The sequence below is a fragment of the Arthrobacter sp. YAF34 genome (assembly GCF_052113245.1).
In the GTDB taxonomy this organism is placed as follows: Bacteria; Actinomycetota; Actinomycetes; order Actinomycetales; family Micrococcaceae; genus Arthrobacter.
In genome coordinates this window covers 156823-177773 of the sequence record NZ_JBFRCV010000013.1, presented here as the reverse complement: position 1 = coordinate 177773, position 20951 = coordinate 156823, and the positions used below count along the sequence as shown (strand labels likewise).

The window sequence follows — 20951 nt, the reverse complement described above, 5'->3', positions numbered from 1 at the left end:
GTCTTCTACTCGATGTTCGGGTTCCAGCGCACCGGCGATTCCTTCTGGGCCGCCGCGGACCAGATGACCCGCGGGTTCATCATCGGCGCCACCGCCGGCCGCACCACCCTGACCGGTGAAGGCCTGCAGCACGCCGACGGCCACTCCCCCATGCTGGCGGCCACCAACCCGGCGGTCGTCACCTACGACCCCGCGTACGGTTACGAGATCGGCGTGATCATGCGCGACGGCCTGGAACGGATGTACGGCCCCGGCTCTGCCGACAACGACCCCGCCCGGAACCTGATGTACTACATCACGGTCTACAACGAGCCGATCTCCCAGCCGGCGGCACCGGCCGAGCTCGACGTCGAGGGCATCACCAAGGGCATCTACCTGCTCGCACCGGCCAAGATTGACGGCCCGCGCACGCAGATCCTGGCCTCCGGCGTCTCGGTGCCCTGGGCCCTCGAGGCCCAGCGCATCCTCGCCGAGGACTGGGGCGTCTCCGCCGACGTGTGGTCCGTGACGTCCTGGACCGAACTGCGCCGCGACGCCATGGCCGCCGAGGAAGAAGCCTTCCTCAACCCCGGCCAGCCCGCCCGCGTCCCGTTCGTCACCCAGCAGCTCGCCGGCGCCACCGGGCCGATCGTCGCGGTCACCGACTACATGAAGGCCGTGCCGGACCAGATCCGGCAGTTCCTCCCGAACGAGTTCGCCTCGCTCGGGGCGGACGGCTTCGGCTTCTCCGACACCCGCGCCGCTGCCCGCCGCTTCTTCAAGAACGACATCCACTCGGTAGTGGTCCGTTCCCTGCAGATGCTGGCCCGCCGCGGCGAGGTCGACGCCCAGGCCCCGGCCCAGGCGATCGAGAAGTACCGGCTGCTGAACGTGAACGCCGGCACCACCGGCAACGCGGGCGGCGACTCCTAACCGGACGCCCTGCCGGCCGCACAGGCCGGACACCGCGCCCGACGGCGGTTCCCCACCAAACGGTGGGGAACCGCCGTCGGGCGTTTAACCGCCATTGTCCCCCGCCCCTCCGGGGGCCCGGCCCCCGGCGATCCCGGCGCGGGCCGCTGTGACACAGGACAACGGCAGTTGTAGCCTTCGCACAAATGGAGCTTGGCCGGTGCGCCCCGTATGCTCGATGCATGGCAGAGCCGATCACCACTCCCGAAAAACGCAAGCCTGCCTCCAGGGCGATGACTCCAGAGAAGGCCGAGACGCTCAAGAAGCTCCGGGCCAGCGTGGGCCAGCTGTCGACGACGACGCTGCGCCAGCTGGAGAAGTCACTGCCGTGGTACAGCCGGTTGAACTCGGACGAGCGGTCCGCCCTGGGCATGGTAGCCCAGAACGGCATCGCGGCGTTTGTCACGTGGTACGAACGGCCGAGCTCGCCGTCGTGGATCCTCTCCGACGTCTTCGGCACCGCCCCCACTGAACTGACCCGCTCCATCAGCCTCCAGAAAGCGCTCCAGCTCATCCGGATCGTCGTGGAGGTCGTGGAGGACCAGGTCCCGATTATCGCCCCGGAGGCTGACCAGTCGGCCCTCCGGGAAGCCGTACTGCGCTACTCGAGGGAGGTCGCCTTCGCGGCCGCCGACGTCTACGCCCGCGCCGCGGAATCCCGCGGATCCTGGGATACCCGGCTGGAAGCCCTGATTGTCGATGCCATCCTCCGCGGCGAGAACACGGACGCGCTGCGGTCCAGAATCGCGGCCCTGGGCTGGAAGGCGCAGGAGCGGTTCACCGTCATGGTCGGCAATTCCCCGTCCGAACCCAGCGCCAGCTATGTCAGCGAACTGCGGCGCACCGCGGGACGCTTCGCCGAGGACGCCCTCGTGGGGATCCAGGGCGATCGACTCATCCTGATCCTGGGCGGCGTCCAGGACCGGGAGACGGCATACCTGAAGCTCAGCGAACTCTTCGCTCCCGGCCCGGTGGTCTACGGCCCCGAGGCGGGCTCCCTGCTTGAGGCCAGCGGCTCCGCCCAGTCGGCCTTTGCCGGCCTCACCGCGGCCCGGGCGTGGCCCTCGGCGCCGCGGCCGGTGGCGGCCGACGACCTGCTCCCCGAACGGGTGATCTCCGGCGACGACGCCGCCCGCCGCTCCCTGGTCAAGAACATCTACCGCCCCCTGCTGGCCGCCTCCAACGGGCTCGTGGAGACCTTGGGCACCTACCTGGAACTGGGGCATTCGCTCGAGGCGACCGCCCGCGAACTCTTCGTGCACGCCAACACGGTGCGCTACCGGCTCAAGCGCGTCTGTGACGTTACCGGCTGGGACCCGCTCCTGCCGCGGGAGGCGTTCGTGCTGCAGACAGCCCTCGTGGTAGGCAGGTTATCGGCGCCGCCGAAGCCTCCCGCGGAACGTCAGCCTCCCCGCAACGGCTCCTAATCCGTTGTAGACTTCCTACAAACTGACCCAGTGAGCTTGGTGCATGAAAACACGAATGTTCACGCGGTAATTTGGAAAGCTGGTTACGTGCTTGCAATCGTCTGCCCTGGACAGGGCTCCCAGACCCCTGGTTTTCTGGCCCCCTGGCTGGAACTGCCACCCGTCGCAGGCCTTCTGGCCTCCCTCAGCGAAATAGCAGGCATCGACCTCACCGCCCACGGAACCACCTCGGATGAGGAAACCATCAAGGACACTGCCGTCGCGCAGCCCCTGATTGTCGCCGCCGGCCTGGTGGCGGCAAAGTCGCTGTTCGACGTCGAGCTCAGCACGCTGCCGGTCATCCTGGCCGGCCACTCCGTCGGCGAAATCACCGCGGCCTCGCTGGCCGGCGTCCTGACCGAGACCGAAGCCATGACTTTTGTCCGCGAACGCGCCAACAGCATGGCCGCCGCGGCTGCCGCCACCCCGACCGGCATGAGTGCCGTCGTCGGCGGCGACCCGGCGGACGTCCTGGCCGCCATTGAGGCTTCCGGCGCCACCGCTGCCAACGTCAACGGCGCGGGCCAGACGGTGGCCGCCGGCACACTCGAACAGCTCAAAGCCCTCGCCGAGAACCCGCCGGCCAAGGCCCGGGTCATTCCGCTGAAGGTTGCCGGCGCGTTCCACACCTCGCACATGGCGCCCGCCGTTGCTGCCCTCCAGGCCCTGCGCCCGTCGCTGCACCCCCGGAACCCGCAGGTGCCGCTGCTGTCCAACTACGACGGCGCGGCAGTCGAGGACGGCGCCGCCGTCGTCGACAGCCTGATTGCCCAGGTCTCCCGCCCGGTCCGCTGGGACCGGTGCATGGAGACGATGGTGCAGCGCGGCGTGACCGGCGTAATCGAACTGGCTCCCGCGGGGACGCTGGCAGGCCTGGCCAAGCGCGGGATGCCCGGCGTCAAGACCGTCACCGTCAAGACCCCGGACGATCTTTCCGCGGCCCTGGCCCTATTTGCAGAACTGGAGGGAGAGGCATGAGCGTTCCGACCCTGAAGCAGGCGCCCGTGCAGGCCAACACCCGCATCATGGGTGTCGGCGCCTACCGGCCCAGCGTGATCGTGACGAACGAAGACGTGTGCCAGTGGATCGATTCGTCCGATGAATGGATCCGCCAGCGCACGGGCATCGTGACCCGGCACCGCGCGCCCGCCGACGTCAGCGTGATCGACATGGCCGAGGGCGCTGCCCGCGAGGCGCTCCGCAAGGCCGGCATCGAGGCCTCCCAGCTCGGCGCCGTGATCGTCTCCACGGTCACCCACCCGTACGCCACGCCGTCGGCTGCCGCGAGCCTGGCCGACCGCCTCGGCGCGACCCCCGCCCCGGCCTTCGACATCTCCGCGGCGTGCGCCGGGTACTGCTACGGCATCGCCCAAGGCGACGCCCTGGTGCGTTCCGGCGCGGCCAAGTACGTTCTGGTGATCGGGGCCGAGAAGCTCTCCGACGTCATCGACAACACGGAACGGACCATCTCGTTCCTGCTCGGCGACGGCGCGGGCGCCGTCGTGATCGGCCCCTCTGACACCCCGGGCATCGGTCCTTCGGTGTGGGGTTCGGACGGCAGCAAGTGGGATGCCATCGGCATGACCCACTCCATGCTGGACATCCGCGAGCTCGCCCTGACCGGCAAGCGCGGCGGGGCTCTCAGCAGCGAGGAGGCGGCCGTGACCGACGCCTCCCTGTGGCCGACCCTGCGCCAGGACGGCCAGACCGTCTTCCGCTGGGCCGTGTGGGAGATGGCCAAGGTGGCCCAGCAGGCCCTGGACGCCGCCGGCATCCAGGCCGAGGACCTCGCCGCCTTCATCCCGCACCAGGCCAACATGCGGATCATCGACGAGATGGCCAAGAAGCTGAAGCTGCCCGAGACCGTCAAGATTGCCCGCGACATCGCCGAGGCCGGCAACACGTCGGCGGCATCCATCCCCCTGGCCACCCACCGCCTGCTTGAGGAAAACCCCGAGCTCAGCGGCGGGCTGGCGCTGCAGATCGGCTTCGGAGCCGGTCTGGTCTTCGGCGCCCAGGTGGTCGTGCTTCCGTAGGCAGCCACCGCGTTCCCGAACTGAATACGTTCCGCCCGCATGACCTTTGCACCGCAGGTCCTGAGCTTCAGGTCCTGCGGTGCACACCACGCATTCCCGCACCAAGCCGAACCCTCGGTTTGAATCATTTCCGCCCACGGCGGCCGGCATTCCACCGGCGGCCGGGGCAACAACTAGAAAAGGAGCCATCAATGGCTAGCAACGAAGAAATCCTGGCCGGCTTGGCTGAAATCGTCAACGAGGAAACCGGCCTGGCCCCGGAGGCAGTCGAACTGGACAAGTCCTTCACCGAAGACCTGGACATCGACTCCATCTCCATGATGACCATCGTGGTCAACGCCGAAGAGAAGTTCGGCGTCCGCATCCCGGACGAAGAGGTCAAGAACCTCAAGACCGTCGGCGACGCCGTGGGCTTCATCGCCAACGCCCAGGCCTAAACCTGGCCCCCGCCGGCACCGGCGGACCCGCTGGCCGGTCCGGGCGCTGCAACAGCACCCGGACCGGAACCAGCACCCTCCACGCACCACCCCAGAGTTTTCCCCACGCAGGCCCCGGCCATCCCGTTCGCGGATCCGGACACGGCAGGCGCACCGACAGAGAGTGATCCCATGGCACGCAAAGTAGTCATTACCGGTCTGGGTGCCACCACACCCATTGGCGGCGATGTCCCCACGATGTGGAAGAACGCGCTCCAGGGCGTCTCCGGCGCGCACACGCTTGAGGACGACTGGGTGGCAAAGTACGAACTGCCTGTCCACTTCGCCGCACGCGCTACCACCCCCGCCCTCGAGGTCCTGAGCCGGGTCGAAGCCAAGCGCATGGACCCGTCCACCCAGTTCGCCGTGGTTGCGGCCCGCGAGGCATGGGCCGACGCCGGCATCACCGAAATCGACCACGACCGTCTTGCGGTGGCCTTCGCCACCGGGATCGGCGGAGTCTGGACCCTCCTGGATGCGTGGGACACCCTGCGCGAAAAGGGCCCCCGCCGCGTCCTGCCCATGACTGTTCCCATGCTGATGCCCAACGGCCCGGCTGCGGCGGTAAGCCTTGACCTGGGAGCCCGCGCCGGCGCCCACACCCCCGTTTCCGCCTGCGCATCCGGCACCGAGGCCGTGCACATGGGTCTGGATCTGATCCGCGCCGGCAAGGCCGACGTCGTGGTCTGCGGCGGCGCCGAAGCCGCCATCCACCCGATGCCGATCGCCGCCTTCGCCTCCATGCAGGCACTCTCACGCCGCAACGACGATCCCGAGCACGCTTCACGTCCCTACGACCGTGACCGCGACGGCTTCGTCATGGGTGAAGGCGCCGGCGCCCTGGTCCTCGAAGCCGAGGAACACGCCTTGGCCCGCGGCGCCCGGATCTACGCCGAACTTGCCGGCACCTCGGTCACCGCCGACGCCTACCACATCACCGCCCCGGACCCCGAAGGCCTCGGCGCCACCCGCGCGCTGAAGGCTGCCATGTTCGACGGCCGCATCCAGCCCGAAGACGTGGTGCACGTCAACGCGCACGCCACCTCCACCCCGGTCGGCGACAAGCCCGAGTACGCGGCCCTCAAGGCTGCCCTGGGCAAGCACCTGGACAGCGTCGCGGTCTCGGCCACCAAGTCCCAGATGGGGCACCTGCTGGGCGCCTCCGGTGCGGTGGAAGCCGTCCTGACCGTCATGGCCATCTACGACCGCAAGGCCCCGGTGACCATCAACCTCGAGAACCAGGACCCGGAAATTCCGCTCGACGTCGTCACGACGGCCCGGGACCTGCCGGCCGGCAGCATCTCCGCGCTGAGCAACTCCTTCGGCTTCGGCGGCCACAACGCCGTGATCGCGGTACGCAGCGTATAGGTCCACCGCACTCCGTGCCAAAGAGCGATGGCGGCCATGTTCCCTTCGAACATGGCCGCCATCGCTCTTTTGGTGCGTAGCTATGGAATTGCTGCTGGAACTGCTGTAACGGAGTCGACCCTGGCCGGGGCTTAGCCGACCTGGTGGAGCCAGCGCACGGGAGCGCCCTCGGCGGCGTGCCGGAACGGTTCCAGTTCCTCGTCCCAGGCCTCACCCAGGGCGAGCGAGAGCTCGTGGTAGACGGCCGAGGGGTCCCCGGCGCCGGATTCGTAGGCGTAGCGGATGCGGTCCTCGGAGACCATGATGTTGCCGTGGACATCGGTGGTGGCGTGGAAGATCCCCAGCTCCGGGGTGTGCGACCAGCGTCCGCCGTCCACTCCCTGGCTCGGTTCCTCGGTCACTTCATAGCGCAGGTGCGCCCAGCCACGCAGAGCCGACGCCAATTGAGCCCCCGTGCCCGGCGTTCCGGTCCACGACAGCTCGGCCCGGAACATTCCGGGCGCGGCAGGCTGAGCGGTCCACTCCAAGTCCGTCCGCTTGTCCACGACAGACCCTATGGCCCACTCGACGTGGGGACACAAGGCAGTCGGGGCCGAGTGAACAAACAACACACCGCGGGTCAGTGCAACAGACATTCCATCCTCCATAGCTGTAGGTACGTCTTCCCCAACGACCTGTGCCTGAATGTCTGTCTGTTGCGCGGATCCGAAATTGTGCCGGCGGTCCCTGCCAGACTACTAATGTACAACCGGGTTCCAAGCTGGGACGTGAAGCATTCCAGCTTCAAGCTCAACTTGAAACTTCCCGGGCGTGAGTTTTATTCTGCCCTACCCCTCCTAATTACGCCAGTAGGATTCGGCGCGTCTTTCCCGGCGCGCCGCGCCGGTTTGCGGGGATCGCCCCTGAGCTGGACGGCTGCTCCCGGCTGACAGAGATCCAGCACGGTTCCGGCAGGTTTCCGGGAGGGCTCCGGACCGGTTCCGGCAGGGTGCCGGGCCGGAATGCCGGGCCGGAATGCAGACGGGTTTCCGGCCCAATCGGAGCCGGGGTGCGGGCGGGTTTCCGGCCCAATCGGAGCCGGGTGCGGGCGGTCCTCAGGCCCGGGGATGCGCCTGCTGGTAGCTCTGCCGAAGCCGCTCTACGGAGACGTGGGTGTAGATCTGGGTGGTGGCAAGGCTGCTGTGGCCGAGGATTTCCTGCACGGCCCGCAGGTCCGCCCCGCCGTCGAGCAGATGCGTGGCAGCCGAGTGCCGCAGGGCATGCGGCCCGGTGGCGGCCGTGTCCCCCAGCCGCTCCAGCATGTCCTTGACCACACTGCGGACCTGGCGCTGGTCCACGCGCCCGCCTCGCGCGCCCAGGAACAGCGCCGGGCCGCTGGTCCCGGTGGCGACGCCCGGCCTGCCCCGGCGTAGCCAGTCGTCGACGGCGATCGCCGCCGGCAGCCCGTAGGGCACGGTGCGTTCCTTGTTGCCTTTGCCCAGCACCCGCATGGTCCGGCGGTCCGGGTCCAGGTCGTCCACGTCCAAACCCGCGAGCTCGCCGACCCGGACACCCGTGGCGTAGAGCAGTTCCAGCATGGCCCGGTTGCGCAACGCGAGCGGTCCGCCGTCGGCGGAGGCGGTTTCCGCGTCGGTCACCAGCCGCTGGACCTGTTGCTGGTGCAGGACGCCGGGCAGGGTTTTCTCCCGCTTCGGGGCCTTCAGCCGCAGGGCGGGGTCGGCGTCGATCAGTTCCTCGCGGACGGCCCAGGCGGTGAAGGCCCGTGCGGTCGCGGCGCGGCGGGCCAGGGTGGCGCGGGACTTGCCTGCCTCGCTCTGCGCGCCAAGCCAGCGCCGCAGGGTGCCAAGCTCCAGCCCCGCCAGGTCCTGAACCCCCTCGGTCGCGGCGTGCACGAGCAGGCTGTCGACGTCGGAGAGATACGCCCGCACCGTATGGGCGGACCGTCCCCGCTCGGCTTCCAGGTAGCGGCCGAAGCGGGCGGCGGCGACTTGCAGGGAGGCAGGCAGCGCGGCGGGGAGATCCTGGGTAGACACGCTCCCACTCTTGCAGTATTCCGCCAGCATGCAAGGAGCAGGACGGGCGAGCCGCCGTATCCCGGCCGGGCGGGGCGTGTCCTCTCAGCCGCGCTCGTCATGTCAGCCCGCTGCCCCGGATCGTTTCCAGCCGCCGTGCCGGGATTCGGCCAGCCCCAGCAGCCCCAGCCTGCCGAGCCCGGCGCGGACCGAGTCCGGGCTCAGTCCGGCCACGGTGGCCAGTTTCTCGACCGAGGTGGCGGTCCGCAACGGCAGGGCATCGAGCAGGATGAGGTCTTCCAGGGTCAGCCCGTCGTGGGGCTCCGCCCTGCCGGCCTTGTCCGGGGGCATCGCCTCGCCGCTCGGGGAGGCGAGTTCGGCGATTTCCCCGGCATCCGTGACGCACACGGCCCCGCCTTCCCGCAGGAGCCGGTGGCAGCCGGCGGAGTTGGCGCTGTGGACGGATCCGGGCACGGCGCCCACGGCCCTGCCCAGGCTTTCGGCATGGTGGGCCGTGTTGAGGGCGCCCGAGCGCCACCTGGCCTCGACCACCACCGTGACGGCGGCCAGTGCCGCGATAAGTCGGTTCCGTTGCAAAAACCTGTAACGGGTGGGCGCTGACCCGGGCGGGACCTCGGCCAACACTGCGCCGTGGTCCGCCACCGCCCGGAGCAAGTCCTCGTTGCCCGCGGGGTAGAAGCGGTCCACTCCCCCGGCCATGACGGCAATGGTGGGCACGCCGCCCGCGCTGCCGGCCAGCGCAGCCCTGTGGGCGTGGGCGTCAATCCCATAGGCACCCCCGGAAACGATCGTGAAGCCGCGCTGAGCCAGCGAGTACGCTAGGTCACCCGTCACCGACGCTCCGTAGCTGGTGCTGTCCCGGGAGCCCACCAGGGCGATCGCCCGGGCCGCCGGGGGCAGCTCCTGTTCCACGCCGCGCCACCATAGGCACAGGGGCTCCTGCAGACCGAGGTCCGCCAGTTGCAGCGGCCACAGCTCATCGGTGGGAATGATGATCCGGCCGCCGAGCCGCCGCATGGTGGCCAGGTCCCGTTCCGGGGCGAGGTCGGGCACGCGCGGGGCCCACCGTCTCAGCGCCTCGGTCAGTCCCGACCAGCTGCTGGAGCCTTCGCCGGCCAGGATTCCGGTGATCTCCCGCTCGAGCTCCGGACCGGCGGCGAGCCGGCCGCTGGCAATCCGCAGGGCGTCCTGCGCTCCCGCGGCCTGCACGAGTGCCAGTGCCGCCGCGTCCTGCGGCTCGAACAGGCGGGACAGGGCAGCCCTGGCTGTTCGTTCGTCATCGATCATGGCGGGTCCTTTCACGTGGCTGCGGGTGCGGATTCGTGCCGGCCCACTCACAGGGAGGCCGCGGCCTGGCGGAGCCCCAGTGCCTGTCCGACGTCGTCCGTGTCCGGCACATCACGCCGGGACAGGTCCGCAAGAGTCCACGCCAAGCGCAGCACGCGGTCGTAGCCGCGGGCGGTCAGCGAGCCGCGCTCCAGGGCGTAGTCCAGGATGCGGGTGGTGGGCGCATCGAGCCGCAGGACTCCGCGCAGGAGCCGCCCCGGCACCTGCGCATTGGTCTCCAGCCCGAACGGCAGCAGCCTGTCCAGCTGACGGTTCCGGGCCGCACGGACGCGTTCAGCGATGGTGGCGGTTCCCTCTTCCGCCGCCGGCTGGCCAAAATCCGCGAGGGAGACCCGCTCGACTTCGAGCTGGATATCGACCCTGTCCAGCAGCGGCCCGGACATCCGGGCCTGATAGCGGCGGCGCATGGTGGGGGTACAGATGCAGTCGACCCCCTTCCCGGTTGCCTTGCCGCAGGGACACGGGTTGGCTGCGAGGACCAGCTGGAACCGGGCGGGATAGGCTGCGGACCCGGCCGAGCGGTGGATGACCAGCTCGCCGCTTTCCAGCGGTTGCCGCAGGGCGTCCAGGACGCCGCGGTCATATTCCGGGGCTTCGTCCAGGAAGAGCACGCCGCGGTGGGCCCGGGATGCTGCCCCGGGCCGCGGCAGGCCGGACCCGCCGCCGATGATGGCCACCGCCGTCGCGGTGTGGTGCGGGTTCTCGTAGGGCGGCCGGCGCAGCAGCTGCACCGTGCCGGACGGCAGCGAACACAGGGAGTGGATGGCGGTCACCTCCATGGCCTCGGTGTCGCCCAGGTCCGGCAAGAGGCCGGGAAGCCGCTCGGCCAGCATGGTCTTCCCGGCGCCCGGCGGACCGGTCAGCAGGAGATGGTGGGCGCCGGCGGCCGCCACTTCGAGGGCCCGGCGAGCCGTGGCCTGACCGGAGACATCGCACATGTCCGGCGCCAGCGCGGAGCCGGTGCCGGGATCCGGCCCGTCGGCGTCCTCGACCTCGGGCTCGAAGTCGAGGGCCAGGTCCTGCGGGTCCGCGCCGCAGTCGAAGGCGAGCCGGGCGAGCGTGGTGTAGCCCCGGACGTGGGCGCCGGGGACGAGTTCGGCCTCGGCCACATTGGCTCGCGCCACGACGACCTCGGGGTAGCCGGCCCGCACCGCTGCCATCACCGCCGGCAGGATGCCCCGCACGGGCCGCAGCCGGCCGTCCAGGCCGAGCTCGGCAATGAAGACGGCGCGGCCCGTGGACCGGACATCGTTCGCCGCGAGCAGGACAGCCATGGCGATGGCGAGGTCGAAGCCCGACCCGCGTTTGGGCAGGGACGCCGGGATAAGGTTGGCCGTAATCTTCCGGCGGCTCAGCGGGATCCCCGAGTTCTGGGCCGCGGAGCGGATCCGTTCCTTGGCCTCGTTCAGCGAGGCATCCGGCAGCCCCAGGATCACGAACGCCGGCAGGGTCTGGCCGCTGCCGCATAATTGACACATGAGCGAATCAGTCACCCAGAAACGCGCAATATTGTATCTCCGGCTAAGCGTCGCCAAAGACGAAAGCGTCTCGATCGCCAACCAGAACAAACAGCTTCAGGCCCTCGCCGAGCGGGAAGGCTGGCAGATCGTCGAGACGTTCACCGACGACGGCCTCAGCGGCGGCAAGCCCCGCGCTAACGCCGAGAAGGCCCTCCGGATGCTCCGCGACAACGCCGCCGACGTAATCGCGGTGTACAAGTTCGACCGCTGGAGCCGCATGGGCGCCCGCGCCGTCGCCGACCTCCAAGACGTTCTCGACGAACGCGCCGCTTCCGGCTCTCCGGCGCTGTTCCTGGCCCTTGCCGACGGCCTCCGCTCGAACAGCCCCGCATGGGACATTCAGGTAGCCCTCATGGCCGCCCTCGGCCGGACAGAGCGGGAACTGATCCGCTCCCGAGTCAAGGCCGCCCGCGACTATCAGCGCCTCACCCGCCGCCACTCCGGCGTCCCGCCCTACGGCTACCGGCCGATCCCCCACCCGAGCGGAAAGGGCCGCGCCCTCGAAATTGACCCCGACGAAGCCAAGGTAGTGCGCCGCATGGTCGACGAGATCCTCTCCGGCGCGACCGGCTACGCCGTTGCCAAGGGCCTAAACGCCGACGGCATACGCCCCCGCAAGGCTGAGAAGTGGACCGCCGCGACCGTGGCCGACATTCTCCGGCGCGACTCCCTCCTCGGCTACATGACGCACCGCCGCCCCGGCGAGAGCACGCGCACGAGCCGCCCTCTCCTCGGTGAGGACGGACTCCCGGAGCAGGTATGGCCCGCAATCATCACCGCCGACGAGGCCGCCGAACTGCGAGCGCTTCTATCCCGGCGTCCCGACTGGAACCTCTCCCCCGGCGCTGGCCGGAAACGCGCAAGCCGCGTCCTCTCCGGCCACGTCGAGTGCTCGACGTGCGGAAGCGTCATGCGCGTCAACTACACCGACAAACAGAAGGACGGCTCCAGAACGGCCCGCTACGTCTGCTCGGCGTCCGCTGGCGCTTGCGCCCGCAAGGTGAGCATCCACGCCGGGATGCTGGAGGCCCGGATCTCGGAGGAGTTCCTCCGCGTCTTCGGCGGCTTCGAGGTCTACGAGGTCCGAGAGTCCTCCTCCCGCGACGCCGGAGAGCTCGCGCAAGTCCAGCAACTCATAGCCTCAACCGCCGCCGATATGGCCGTTTCCGGCGCTGATATTCCCACCCTGGCCGCCCGCCTGACGGAGTTGCACGCCCGCCGAGAGGCACTGGAAGCCGCTCCGGAAGTGACGACGGCCCACACCGTAGCGACCGGCGAGAAGTTCGCCGAGGCGTGGCAGGCAAGGGAGACGGCGGGACGCCGCAAGCTCATCTCCTCGGCGCTCGACGGCCGCATCGTCGTCAGCCCGGCCGTAAAAGGCTCCCGCAAGCTCGACGAGTCCCGCCTCAGCATTCCGTGGCGCTGGACCGAGCCCGACTATCACGAGGAGGACTACGACGCCTGAGAAACCGAACCACGCCCGCGACCGTATCTACGGCGGCGGCCAGCCCTTTGAGCTCGGCTACCGCCCCGACGCCGACGACTTCCGGCGCTGGCTCCTGAAAGACGCCGAGCGGATCGTCGAGGCTGAAGAGCAGCGTGTAAACGACCAGTCGGCCGACGACTGAGAAAGGCCCTGCCACACGGCGGGGCCTTTACTCGTCTCTGGCTGAGCAGATCACTTGCCGCTGGCGGACTCCTACTTTGTCAGGCCACGCCGGAGGAGGCCGCCGAGAGGCCCCCGCCCGGCCAAGGTGCCAGCCGCATGACGATATGACGGTTCTTTCGTCATTTCATATCCGTACTTAAGAGAGAGAGCTCTTAAGAGAGAGATACAGAATGACGCTACTTGCGTCATATCGTCATGCCGCGACCCCCTGGGACCGACCCCGGCGCCTCGGCGCCCGCCGCCTACCCCTATCCGGCAAAATAATCGACCTTCCAGTGAGCAAAACGAGCCTCCGGGCTCTCTTAATACGTAGGCCCCCGCTAGGGCCGCCGACGTCGTCGGCATATGCCCGGTCCCGCACCTCTAACGTTTCCACCCAAGCGGCGCCCCCGCCGTCCCGCCAACCCGCGAAAGATCCCGCCACCTTGCCTCTCCCCGATCCCGCTTCCCGCCCTTGCCGCTTCTGCGGCGACCCGCTCCCGGCCCAGAAGGGCCGCTCCCGCCCCCGAGTCGCCCACGAGGGCGAGTGCTCCCGCAAATACCACAACAAGCGCCGCCTCAACTGGCGCATAGACCGCTTCCGCGCCGCCCACCGCGCCGACCGTAGCGACGCATTATCCTGGGCCGCCACCGAGTACAGCTACGACGACTACGACCCGGACGGCTTCTCGACCTCTCGCGGCGCCTATGACGACGTCCACGGCGACGCCCTCATAGAGGCCATGAATGCCTGGGAGACCGCCGAGCAGATACGCGCCCTCCTGGCCCGCGCCGAATGGCAAGCCCGCGCGGCCGAGCGCCGCCTCCTGGAAGAGGAGCGCCGCCGCGCCTATGAGGAGCTCCGCGCCGCCCACACCCCCGAGGAGTGGCGCGCCCGCATAGCGCGAGCGGTCGCCGCCCGCCGCTCCCGCTCGCGGCGCGACTAAACGTATCCATACTTCCCTGTAGAGGGAATTAGCCGGACCCCGCCGCCCCTCTCCTAGATCCGCCGCCGCCAGCACGCACCTCACTAGCGCATGGTGCGCCGTGCGGCGGCCCAGACCGGGTAGCCGAGTACCTTGGCGGGACGCTCGGCTCCCCACCCTCCCGCCGTGCCCGCGCCCCTTTCCGCGTGGCCCGGCGCGGGGCGGGCGTGAGCTCCGCGAACTGCTGGCGCGTTGAGCTCCGCCCGCCCACCTCCACCTCCTCCCCACTCGCCCCGCGCGAGTGGCCTTTTCTTTGCCCTTCCACCGTGACACCCCTCTATGAAAGGAGGCCCCATGCTATGCCCCGAATGCCGTAAGAACCCCCTACAGGGCGCTCGGACGACTTGCTCCGACCGTTGCCGCCAGCGCCGCTCCCGCGCCCTCCGTGCCGATCGCCTGGACCGCGCCCGCGAGCTCCTGGCCCAGCAAACCCAGGCCCTCGCCTCCGGCGCCGACCCGGCGCTGATCGCCCAGCTTGCGCGAGAAGCAAGGCGCCTCCTCGGCGAGGCATGACGAAATGACGGAACTAACGTCATTTATGTTCCGGTCTTAGGGTTTCTCCTCTACATAGCTGCACCACTTGCACCCTTGCACCACCAAGCCTCTGACCTGCGGAAACGTCCGCTTTGCGTGGTGCAAGCGTGGTGCAAGTGGTGCAAACGCCGGCCGATCTCCCGTCCCTATTTAATTCACGCCGGAGAGGCTCCGCCTCGTGCGACTGGCCGGAGGCCAGATATCCACTCCAAGCCTCCCCGGTAATCCACCGCTAAACCGGGCTCCGCCCGCTCCCCGAAAGGAAAGTCCCGCCTAATGTCCCTCCTGAACCTCGCCCCCGAGGCGCTCGCCGCCGCCCTGCCCAGCCTTGCCGCCACCCGCCGGGGCGGCTCCTGGCCCGTCGGCCTGTTGCCCCTGGAGCAACTCGCCGACGAGCTCGCCGCCTTCGGCTACCGCTACAAGCGTGGCCCTGGCTTCACTTGCCACGGCGCCAGCGCCGACCCTTACGACGTCGCCAGCACGGCCGCCCTGATCCTGAATATGGCCGCCGACGCCCTCACCTACTCCGGCCTTCTCGGCGACGCCTGGGCCGAGGCCGCCGACGAGCTCGAATCCCACGCCGACCGCGTCCAGATGGAAACCCACGCCGCTCTCGGCGACGACTACGAGCTCGCCGAGGCCGTGGCCGCCCCTCTGACCGCCTTCTCCGACGCGACGGCCCGCCGCCTCCGGCACCTCCTGGAATCGCCCGAGGGCACCGTCGCCGAGCGCGAGGCCGCTCTCCTCGGCGACCGCTTCAACGAGCACGCCGAGGCGCTCCGGCGGACGGCCCGCGACGTCAAGGCCAGCCCCGCCGCCCAGCGGCCCCTCCTGACGGCCCTCCGCTCCCTCCTGCCCGCCCCGGAGGAGGCCACCGTCGACGAAGCCGCCGCCCTGGGTTTCCTGGCCTCCCTGGACTCCCTGGACGTCCTGAAGCGCTCCGAGCTCGTCGTCCGCTACGACGACGCCGACCGCCCCGGCGACCTCGGCGACTACGACCTCCGCGCCCTGGCCGAGGCCCGTTGGGGCGCCCCCAAGCCCCTCCGAGGCATCTACGTCTACCGCCCGGCCCGAGCCGCCGCCTAACCGGCCCGCTCCCCACATTCCCCCGGCGTCACTCGGGCGCCGGTCCCTCCCGAAAGGAACCCACCAGCAATGAACCTCTCCCGTAACGAAGTTGCCCGCGACGTCTCCACCGGCGAAGGCACCGCCAGCATTACGGCGACCCACCCCTCGGCCGAGATCCGGGCACTCTCCCCGGCGATCGCCAAGGCATACGCCGCCTTCGAGGCCGCCAACGCCGCCGCCGCTCCGCTGAAGGCCGACCGCCAGCGCCTCCGCCGCGACCTGAAGGCCCTCCGCGACGGCAAGCACCCGGCGAAGGAATACGATCAGGCCCTCGACGACGAGCTCGGCCGCGAGCTCGCCCGCCTCGACGCGGCGCTGACCCGCAACGCGAACGCCGCCCGCAAGCTCGCCGTCGATTACCTACTCGCCGTGATCGAGAACCCGCGCCGGGACGAAGCCCGGCAGGACGCCGCCAAGCTGGCCCTCGCCGCCCACGAGGACGCCGTCGCGGCGCTGGCCGCCCTGGAGGACGCTCTCGCCCGGCGTGAGAAGTTCTACGGCGGCGCCGGACGTCCGGCCGAGTGGAAGCACCACACGCACACGCTCGACGTCGCCCACCGCCAGGGCCGCATCCGGCAGAGCCACGAGCTCCTCGCCCGCGAGGTCGCCGAGTTCCCCGCTGGCGACGTCCAGACCCTCGCCGACGGCGGCACCGTGCCGACCCTGGCCGAGCTCCAGGCCGCCGCCGAGCGGGCCGAGGCCGAGCGCGTCGCCAGCATGAAGGCCGCCGCCCGCGCCCGCGACCGCCGCCGCGATATCGCCGAGGAGAACGCCAACTAATGACCCTCTCCGAAGCTATCGCCCGGCGCGCCGCCGCCAGCGGCATGACAGCGGCCCAGGCCCTCTCCTACCGGGCGGGCGCCCTGGAAGCCCGCGTAATCATCCAGACCGCCGCCGAAGAATCCCTCCGGCGGCTCTCCTCCAAAGAACGGACCCCCTCTAGTGCATAACTCCTACAACATCGGCGACCTCGTCAAGACGGCCCAGAAGGACGCACCCCTTCCCTCGTCCTTCGGCGACCTGGACGAGGCCAGCCAGCGTCGCTTACGGCGTGAGGCAGAGGCCCAGGGCATCACGCCCGAGGCCCTCTACGCCGCCATCCTGGCCCAGACCGAGAAGGACGCGGGCGAGACCTTCGACGCCGACGCGATCGCCCGAGCCGCACGCCGCTAATCCCACCCCGCCCCACACTCGACGGCGCCAGGAGTCCACGCTCTCCTCGGCGCCGTCGGCGTACCCCCAGCACCAGCACTACCAAGGAGAACCCTTGTCCCCCTTCAAGTCCCGCAATGCCTACCGCCAGGAAGTCAAGCGCCGCGTCGCCCTCCTCCTCCCCGACGTCGAGCACTATGCCACCACCTCCCCGGCGAAGTGCCCCCCTGCCCTTCGCCCAGGCATGGCCCCCGGTGAGTGGGTAGCCACCGCCCCCGCCGTTCGCGGCTCACTCCTCCGCCAAGCCCTCCGGGAGATCATCACCAACGAGCTCGGACCTATGCCCGCCCCGGCCGTCGGCGATGATCCGCCCCGCTCTACCCAGCCAGCGCACGCGCCAGCGCCGGACCTCACCGAGCCCGAGCCCGCGCCAATCACAACGCGCTACTTCGTCGGTTGCTCCGAGTGTGGCGAGCCCGTCGGCGTCGACTCACCGCGCGCTCGCGTCGTCTTCTGTTCGGCGTCGTGTGCCGAGGCTCGCAAGTAAGCGTGTAAACGCAAGGCACGCACGGCAAGAGGCCGCCGCCCACCCCGACGGCGGCCTCTACCCCCTGGGTACCCCCTCCCCCCACCCCCTCTCTCCCGGATCGAAGGGGCATAGCGCCGCTCCCAAGCTGCGCACGGCCCTCCGGGTTTGCGCGGAACCCCTATTTGCACCCCTGCTAGTTGAAAGGACGCAACTCAATTGCCCCTTAGCCCCATTCCCGCCCCTGGCGATCCCGCCGAGGACCGCTACGACGGCCTCCCGGCCTCCTGGTCCGCGTCCGCCAAGGAAACCTACGTCCAGATCTCCGAGGAAAACCCCGGCCTCGACGCCGCGAGCCTCTCGACGTTGTATGAGGCGTGCTCCCTCTTTGCCTTGGCCGACGCTATGGCCGAGACCGTCGCCGCCGACGGCTTTATGGTGCCCGGCTCCCAGGGCCAGCCGACGGCTCACCCGCTCCTCGGCGAAATCCGCCTCTGCCGCGTTCAGGCTATGGCCGCCCTGAAGGCCCTCGGAATCGCCCAGAATCAGTCCGCCGCCTCCAAGGCTGGCGCCGCCCTGGCCGCCAAGCGTCACCACGGCAGGACCCCCGGCGTAAGGGCGGCCAAGTGATCCGCCGCGACGGCCCCGCCCGGCCAGCCGCCCGCGTCGTCCTGACGCCGACCTACAAGGGCGCCGAGCTCCCCGCCTGGAGCCCGGCCGCCCCGGCTGGCGGCTGGACCCCTTCGACGGCGTGGGCCGCCGCGACCGCCTACGCCGAGGAGCACGAGGACGTTTACACGCCCCGAGTCCTCACCACGGCCGCCTACCGCGCCCTCCTCGGCGCCGTCCCTGGCCTCCACCGCGCGGACGTCGTCGCCCGCCTGGAGCGCCGAGACCCCCGCTCCCAAGCCGCCGACCCGGCGCCATTCTGACCCGTTTACACACCCCCGAGAGGAACAAATGGAAACGAAGATCTGCACCTCGTGCGAAGAACCCCGCCGCGTGAATCAGTTCCGGAAGCGCCGGGACGGCGTCACCCGGCGCGGCCGTTGTCGGCGTTGCACCCGCCGGGACACGGCCCGCGCCAAGGCCGCTCTGAGCCGGCTAACGCCGAACGCCTAGACGCCCCTGTAACGAAAGGCCCCTCTCGAAGCCCAGGAACTACTTCCTAGGCCGCGAGAGGGGCCTTTTTGCGTTGCTCCTAGCGACATCGAGGCCCACTAGCCGAACTTCTTTTGCGCGAGCTCCCGTACCTGGTCGTCGTAAGCCGAGGCACCGTCAGTGACCGCAATATTGCACCACCTGTGCGCGGTTCTGAGGTTGTCAACCTCGTCGTCCCCGCCGAGAGCAACGGGAAAAATGTGGTCAACCGTTGGGTAGCGGTCGTCGGAGGGGCGCGCGGCCGGATCGGTGGGAAGCCTGCATATCTGGCAGATGTAGTCGTCTCGCTCGAACACGAAGAGCTTGTGCTTCGCGTACGTTCTACCCTGCCGGTTGCGGGCGGACGGCGGGACGGACCGAACTGTCGTCACTCCCTTACGTCTCTTGCAGTCCGTGCAAAGGCAGTCGTCGGGCCGCCCGCCGAGGTCCAGGGCGGCCTTTCTGCATCCCTCATGATTCTTCACGAAGTCCGCCCGTGACGTTCCGGCTTCATACGCCTCTGGAGTGAGGGCCTCTTTACAGTGAGGGCAAATTGCATAGTCTGCCCCTATCAACGGCCAACTCGATACCATCCTGAAATAGACCGAGCATAACCCGCAGCAGTAGACCCGGCTCCTTGTATGAGCCACAAACTCCGTCCCGCACCCCTTGCAGATCAGTTGTTCCCGAAACATCAGTCGCCCTCCTGGACAACAGTCTTCACGAAGGCCCTGAGCTTCGGAACTGCCGGAACGTCCACCCACATGCGGATTGAGTTGTCGGCTGGCGGCGCGCCCCCTACCCGGTAAGCGTCGAACGGTAGTTGGTCGAAGATGGGAGCGAGGGCCGCTGCCTTGGCCTCGGACAGATACCCGACCTTGCGACCCTTCCCATACACCGCCACCGCGTTTGCATCCCATTTGTTCTTTGGCTCACGAACCAGCACGTAGTCGCTCCCGCCATGCTTGTAGCGCCCGGAATCAGTGACCCAGAATCCCGATCCGACAATCCGGAACCGGTTCGACGGGAGCTCCCGCAGGTCGAGGATCGACAGCCCCGCCTCGTGAAGCGCAACTTTCTTCACGCCCACAACTTTCGGCTCAGTCTCCCATCCCGGCGTCGTAGGACGCACCGGTGATTCGGGCGCCGCAGATGACGCGGTGGCGCTCACCTTCACAGGTTCAGGCTCCGCGACGAGTCGCTCCGGCACATGCTGCTTTTCGGGCGCCTTAGCTTCTACTTCCGCGCCCCGAAGGAAGGCGGAAAGCTTCTGAATTATCCCCATCGCCGTAGCCTAACAGCGCCGACATCTGCGCCCGGCTTGAACTTGCTGCTAGTTCTGAAGCACGTAATCATTCCTGGAGTAGTGGACAATCCATCCCTTTGATGTCAGGGATACAGTTCGCCGGCGCAAGTCGTCTTCGTCAACCTCCGCAGAAATGAGGTCCGCCCTCTCCAGTTGAGCAAAATTAGTCCGCATGTGCTGAGGCGACGCGAAGCCGAACGTTTCGAAGTCGCCCGGAGCGCACGTACCACCAGACACCGCCAGATCGTCGAACAGTTTCCACGTTCTCGGCTGAAGCCTGATGGACTCCGTAATCCGGTCAGCTTCATCGGCGAGCCAAACCTGCAAGAGCTCGAGGAAATCAGATTGTGGGCGCCCCAGTTCCTCTTCTTGGTCCAGCCAGATGCAAAATTCTTGAGCGTAACGAAGCGCGTCCCGAAGATTGGCGTTGCAGATGTCGTACAGGTGACGGAACTCAACTGGTCCGACTGGGGCCTTTGCATCCGGCCGCGCTGAGAAATGGTGCAACCGCGCCTCGATTAGCTCTTCAATGGTCTCGTCGGCGACAGGCTTCACCTCAATGGGACGGCTGATCCTGCCGGTAAGCCTAGGCGAACTGACAGAGGATCGAACGATGCCTTTTGCGCCGCAGAGCACCCACCGCACGCCGGGCAGACTCAGGGAGGTGTCACGAATGAGCTCCAAAACTCGGCGCGCTTCGTTGCTCCGCGCGAGGAGCTCCATGTTGTCGATTACGGCAACCAACGCGCCGGACTCGGGTGTCGGGAAGGCTGCGGTAAGGGCCTTCCGAACTGTTCTCTCGAAGCCAGAGTCGGAGAAACCCGAAGAAGTGTTTACCTCGTCTGCTACGTCGATGTTCGCTCCGAAGCCGAAGGCTTGGGCGCCCCCGCTAACTGTCGTCACAATTGGCTCATTCATCCAACGCTTCAACTCGAACAGGTTCGCCACATCGTGCCCATAGTCGCGAAGATGGGATTCGTGCTCGATAAGCGCCTGGGCTATCGCAAGCAGCGCCCGGCGCTGGAAATCCTCGGCGTCTGATCCGATTTGGAGGAGCGTGTTGACGGGTACAAACGTTTGGTCCGATTCGTCATTAACTCTCTTCATCACTGCCTCGTAGACAGCCACGAGAACCAAACTCGTCTTCCCGACGCCGTTGTCGCCTTCGATGGTCGGATGGAGGCTTGAGTTTGCCAACTGACCGAGTAGCGCCCTCTTTTCTCGCCGACGCCCCACGAGCAACTTAAGGCCCTCCGCGTTCGCCGTCAGAGATCGGGAATCGTAAGGGTTGCTACTGAACCCCAGGTCAGTCCAGAGTGACAAGGTTGACTCCT

At 68.6% G+C, this 20951-nt stretch carries 22 protein-coding genes; 15 read left to right on the top strand and 7 right to left on the bottom strand.

Annotation, left to right across the window (positions count from 1 at the left end):
* From AB4Y72_RS16460 to fabF, 6 genes are all read left to right on the top strand, one after another.
* A partial coding sequence (locus AB4Y72_RS16460; RefSeq protein WP_441427210.1) for a transketolase-like TK C-terminal-containing protein occupies positions 1-912 on the top strand: 912 nt, incomplete at its 5' end.
* 221 nt (positions 913-1133) lie between these two features.
* On the top strand, positions 1134-2378 hold the full coding sequence (locus tag AB4Y72_RS16455; RefSeq protein ID WP_441427209.1) for a PucR family transcriptional regulator: 1245 nt from the start codon (positions 1134-1136) through the stop codon (positions 2376-2378).
* A gap of 87 nt (positions 2379-2465) precedes the next feature.
* Positions 2466-3395, top strand: coding sequence for an ACP S-malonyltransferase (locus AB4Y72_RS16450; protein ID WP_441427208.1), 930 nt, complete (start codon positions 2466-2468; stop codon positions 3393-3395).
* A complete protein-coding gene (locus AB4Y72_RS16445; RefSeq protein ID WP_441427207.1) occupies positions 3392-4453 on the top strand; it encodes a beta-ketoacyl-ACP synthase III in 1062 nt (353 codons plus the stop codon). Before AB4Y72_RS16450 ends, AB4Y72_RS16445 begins: the two co-directional genes overlap by 4 nt.
* Positions 4454-4644: 191 nt before the next feature.
* A complete protein-coding gene (locus AB4Y72_RS16440; RefSeq protein WP_120954578.1) occupies positions 4645-4890 on the top strand; it encodes an acyl carrier protein in 246 nt (81 codons plus the stop codon).
* Positions 4891-5061: 171 nt separating this feature from the next.
* Positions 5062-6297: a beta-ketoacyl-ACP synthase II gene (gene fabF, locus AB4Y72_RS16435; RefSeq protein ID WP_441427206.1), complete on the top strand. Its 1236-nt coding sequence runs from the start codon at positions 5062-5064 to the stop codon at positions 6295-6297.
* Between the two features lie 131 nt (positions 6298-6428).
* On the opposite strand, the gene AB4Y72_RS16430 is transcribed toward fabF, so the two are convergent.
* The 4 genes from AB4Y72_RS16430 to AB4Y72_RS16415 all read right to left on the bottom strand — a co-directional run bounded on the left by AB4Y72_RS16430 (position 6429) and on the right by AB4Y72_RS16415 (position 11155).
* Entirely contained in the window at positions 6429-6932 is a 504-nt protein-coding gene (locus AB4Y72_RS16430) for a DUF3145 domain-containing protein (protein WP_026266435.1), read from the bottom strand.
* A 459-nt stretch (positions 6933-7391) separates the two neighbouring features.
* A complete protein-coding gene (locus tag AB4Y72_RS16425; protein WP_441427205.1) occupies positions 7392-8360 on the bottom strand; it encodes a tyrosine recombinase XerC in 969 nt (322 codons plus the stop codon).
* Positions 8361-8432: 72 nt separating this feature from the next.
* Positions 8433-9617, bottom strand: a complete 1185-nt coding sequence (gene dprA / locus AB4Y72_RS16420) for a DNA-processing protein DprA (protein ID WP_441427204.1) — start codon at positions 9615-9617, stop codon at positions 8433-8435.
* A gap of 47 nt (positions 9618-9664) precedes the next feature.
* A complete protein-coding gene (locus AB4Y72_RS16415; protein ID WP_441427218.1) occupies positions 9665-11155 on the bottom strand; it encodes a YifB family Mg chelatase-like AAA ATPase in 1491 nt (496 codons plus the stop codon).
* Here AB4Y72_RS16415 and AB4Y72_RS16410 point away from each other — a divergent pair.
* From AB4Y72_RS16410 to AB4Y72_RS16370, 9 genes are all read left to right on the top strand, one after another.
* Positions 11154-12662 carry a recombinase family protein gene (locus AB4Y72_RS16410; RefSeq protein ID WP_441427203.1) on the top strand — a complete coding sequence of 503 codons (1509 nt, stop codon included), beginning with the start codon at positions 11154-11156 and terminating at the stop codon, positions 12660-12662. The two genes, AB4Y72_RS16415 and AB4Y72_RS16410, sit on opposite strands and share 2 nt — an antisense overlap.
* A gap of 629 nt (positions 12663-13291) precedes the next feature.
* Entirely contained in the window at positions 13292-13792 is a 501-nt protein-coding gene (locus AB4Y72_RS16405; RefSeq protein ID WP_441427202.1) for a hypothetical protein, read from the top strand.
* A 333-nt stretch (positions 13793-14125) separates the two neighbouring features.
* Positions 14126-14344 carry a hypothetical protein gene (locus tag AB4Y72_RS16400; RefSeq protein ID WP_441427201.1) on the top strand — a complete coding sequence of 73 codons (219 nt, stop codon included), beginning with the start codon at positions 14126-14128 and terminating at the stop codon, positions 14342-14344.
* A 297-nt stretch (positions 14345-14641) separates the two neighbouring features.
* Positions 14642-15451, top strand: a complete 810-nt coding sequence (locus AB4Y72_RS16395; protein ID WP_441427200.1) for a hypothetical protein — start codon at positions 14642-14644, stop codon at positions 15449-15451.
* A gap of 69 nt (positions 15452-15520) precedes the next feature.
* On the top strand, positions 15521-16273 hold the full coding sequence (locus AB4Y72_RS16390; RefSeq protein ID WP_441427199.1) for a hypothetical protein: 753 nt from the start codon (positions 15521-15523) through the stop codon (positions 16271-16273).
* Positions 16273-16443, top strand: coding sequence for a hypothetical protein (locus AB4Y72_RS16385; protein ID WP_441427198.1), 171 nt, complete (start codon positions 16273-16275; stop codon positions 16441-16443). The genes AB4Y72_RS16390 and AB4Y72_RS16385 overlap by 1 nt, the downstream gene beginning before the upstream one ends.
* The gene (locus tag AB4Y72_RS16380; protein ID WP_441427197.1) at positions 16436-16666 is read left to right on the top strand and encodes a hypothetical protein; all 231 of its coding nucleotides are present in this window, start codon (positions 16436-16438) and stop codon (positions 16664-16666) included. The genes AB4Y72_RS16385 and AB4Y72_RS16380 overlap by 8 nt, the downstream gene beginning before the upstream one ends.
* 724 nt (positions 16667-17390) lie before the next feature.
* Positions 17391-17801 (top strand): hypothetical protein, encoded by a 411-nt coding sequence (locus AB4Y72_RS16375; protein ID WP_441427196.1) that lies wholly within the window; start codon positions 17391-17393, stop codon positions 17799-17801.
* The gene (locus tag AB4Y72_RS16370) at positions 17798-18103 is read left to right on the top strand and encodes a hypothetical protein (protein ID WP_441427195.1); all 306 of its coding nucleotides are present in this window, start codon (positions 17798-17800) and stop codon (positions 18101-18103) included. The genes AB4Y72_RS16375 and AB4Y72_RS16370 overlap by 4 nt, the downstream gene beginning before the upstream one ends.
* 288 nt (positions 18104-18391) lie before the next feature.
* On the opposite strand, the gene AB4Y72_RS16365 is transcribed toward AB4Y72_RS16370, so the two are convergent.
* The 3 genes from AB4Y72_RS16365 to AB4Y72_RS16355 form a co-directional block, all read right to left on the bottom strand.
* Entirely contained in the window at positions 18392-18796 is a 405-nt protein-coding gene (locus tag AB4Y72_RS16365; protein ID WP_441427194.1) for an HNH endonuclease, read from the bottom strand.
* A gap of 209 nt (positions 18797-19005) precedes the next feature.
* Positions 19006-19596, bottom strand: a complete 591-nt coding sequence (locus tag AB4Y72_RS16360; protein WP_441427193.1) for an HIRAN domain-containing protein — start codon at positions 19594-19596, stop codon at positions 19006-19008.
* Between the two features lie 48 nt (positions 19597-19644).
* On the bottom strand, positions 19645-20940 hold the full coding sequence (locus AB4Y72_RS16355) for a hypothetical protein (RefSeq protein ID WP_441427192.1): 1296 nt from the start codon (positions 20938-20940) through the stop codon (positions 19645-19647).
* Positions 20941-20951 lie beyond the last annotated feature (11 nt).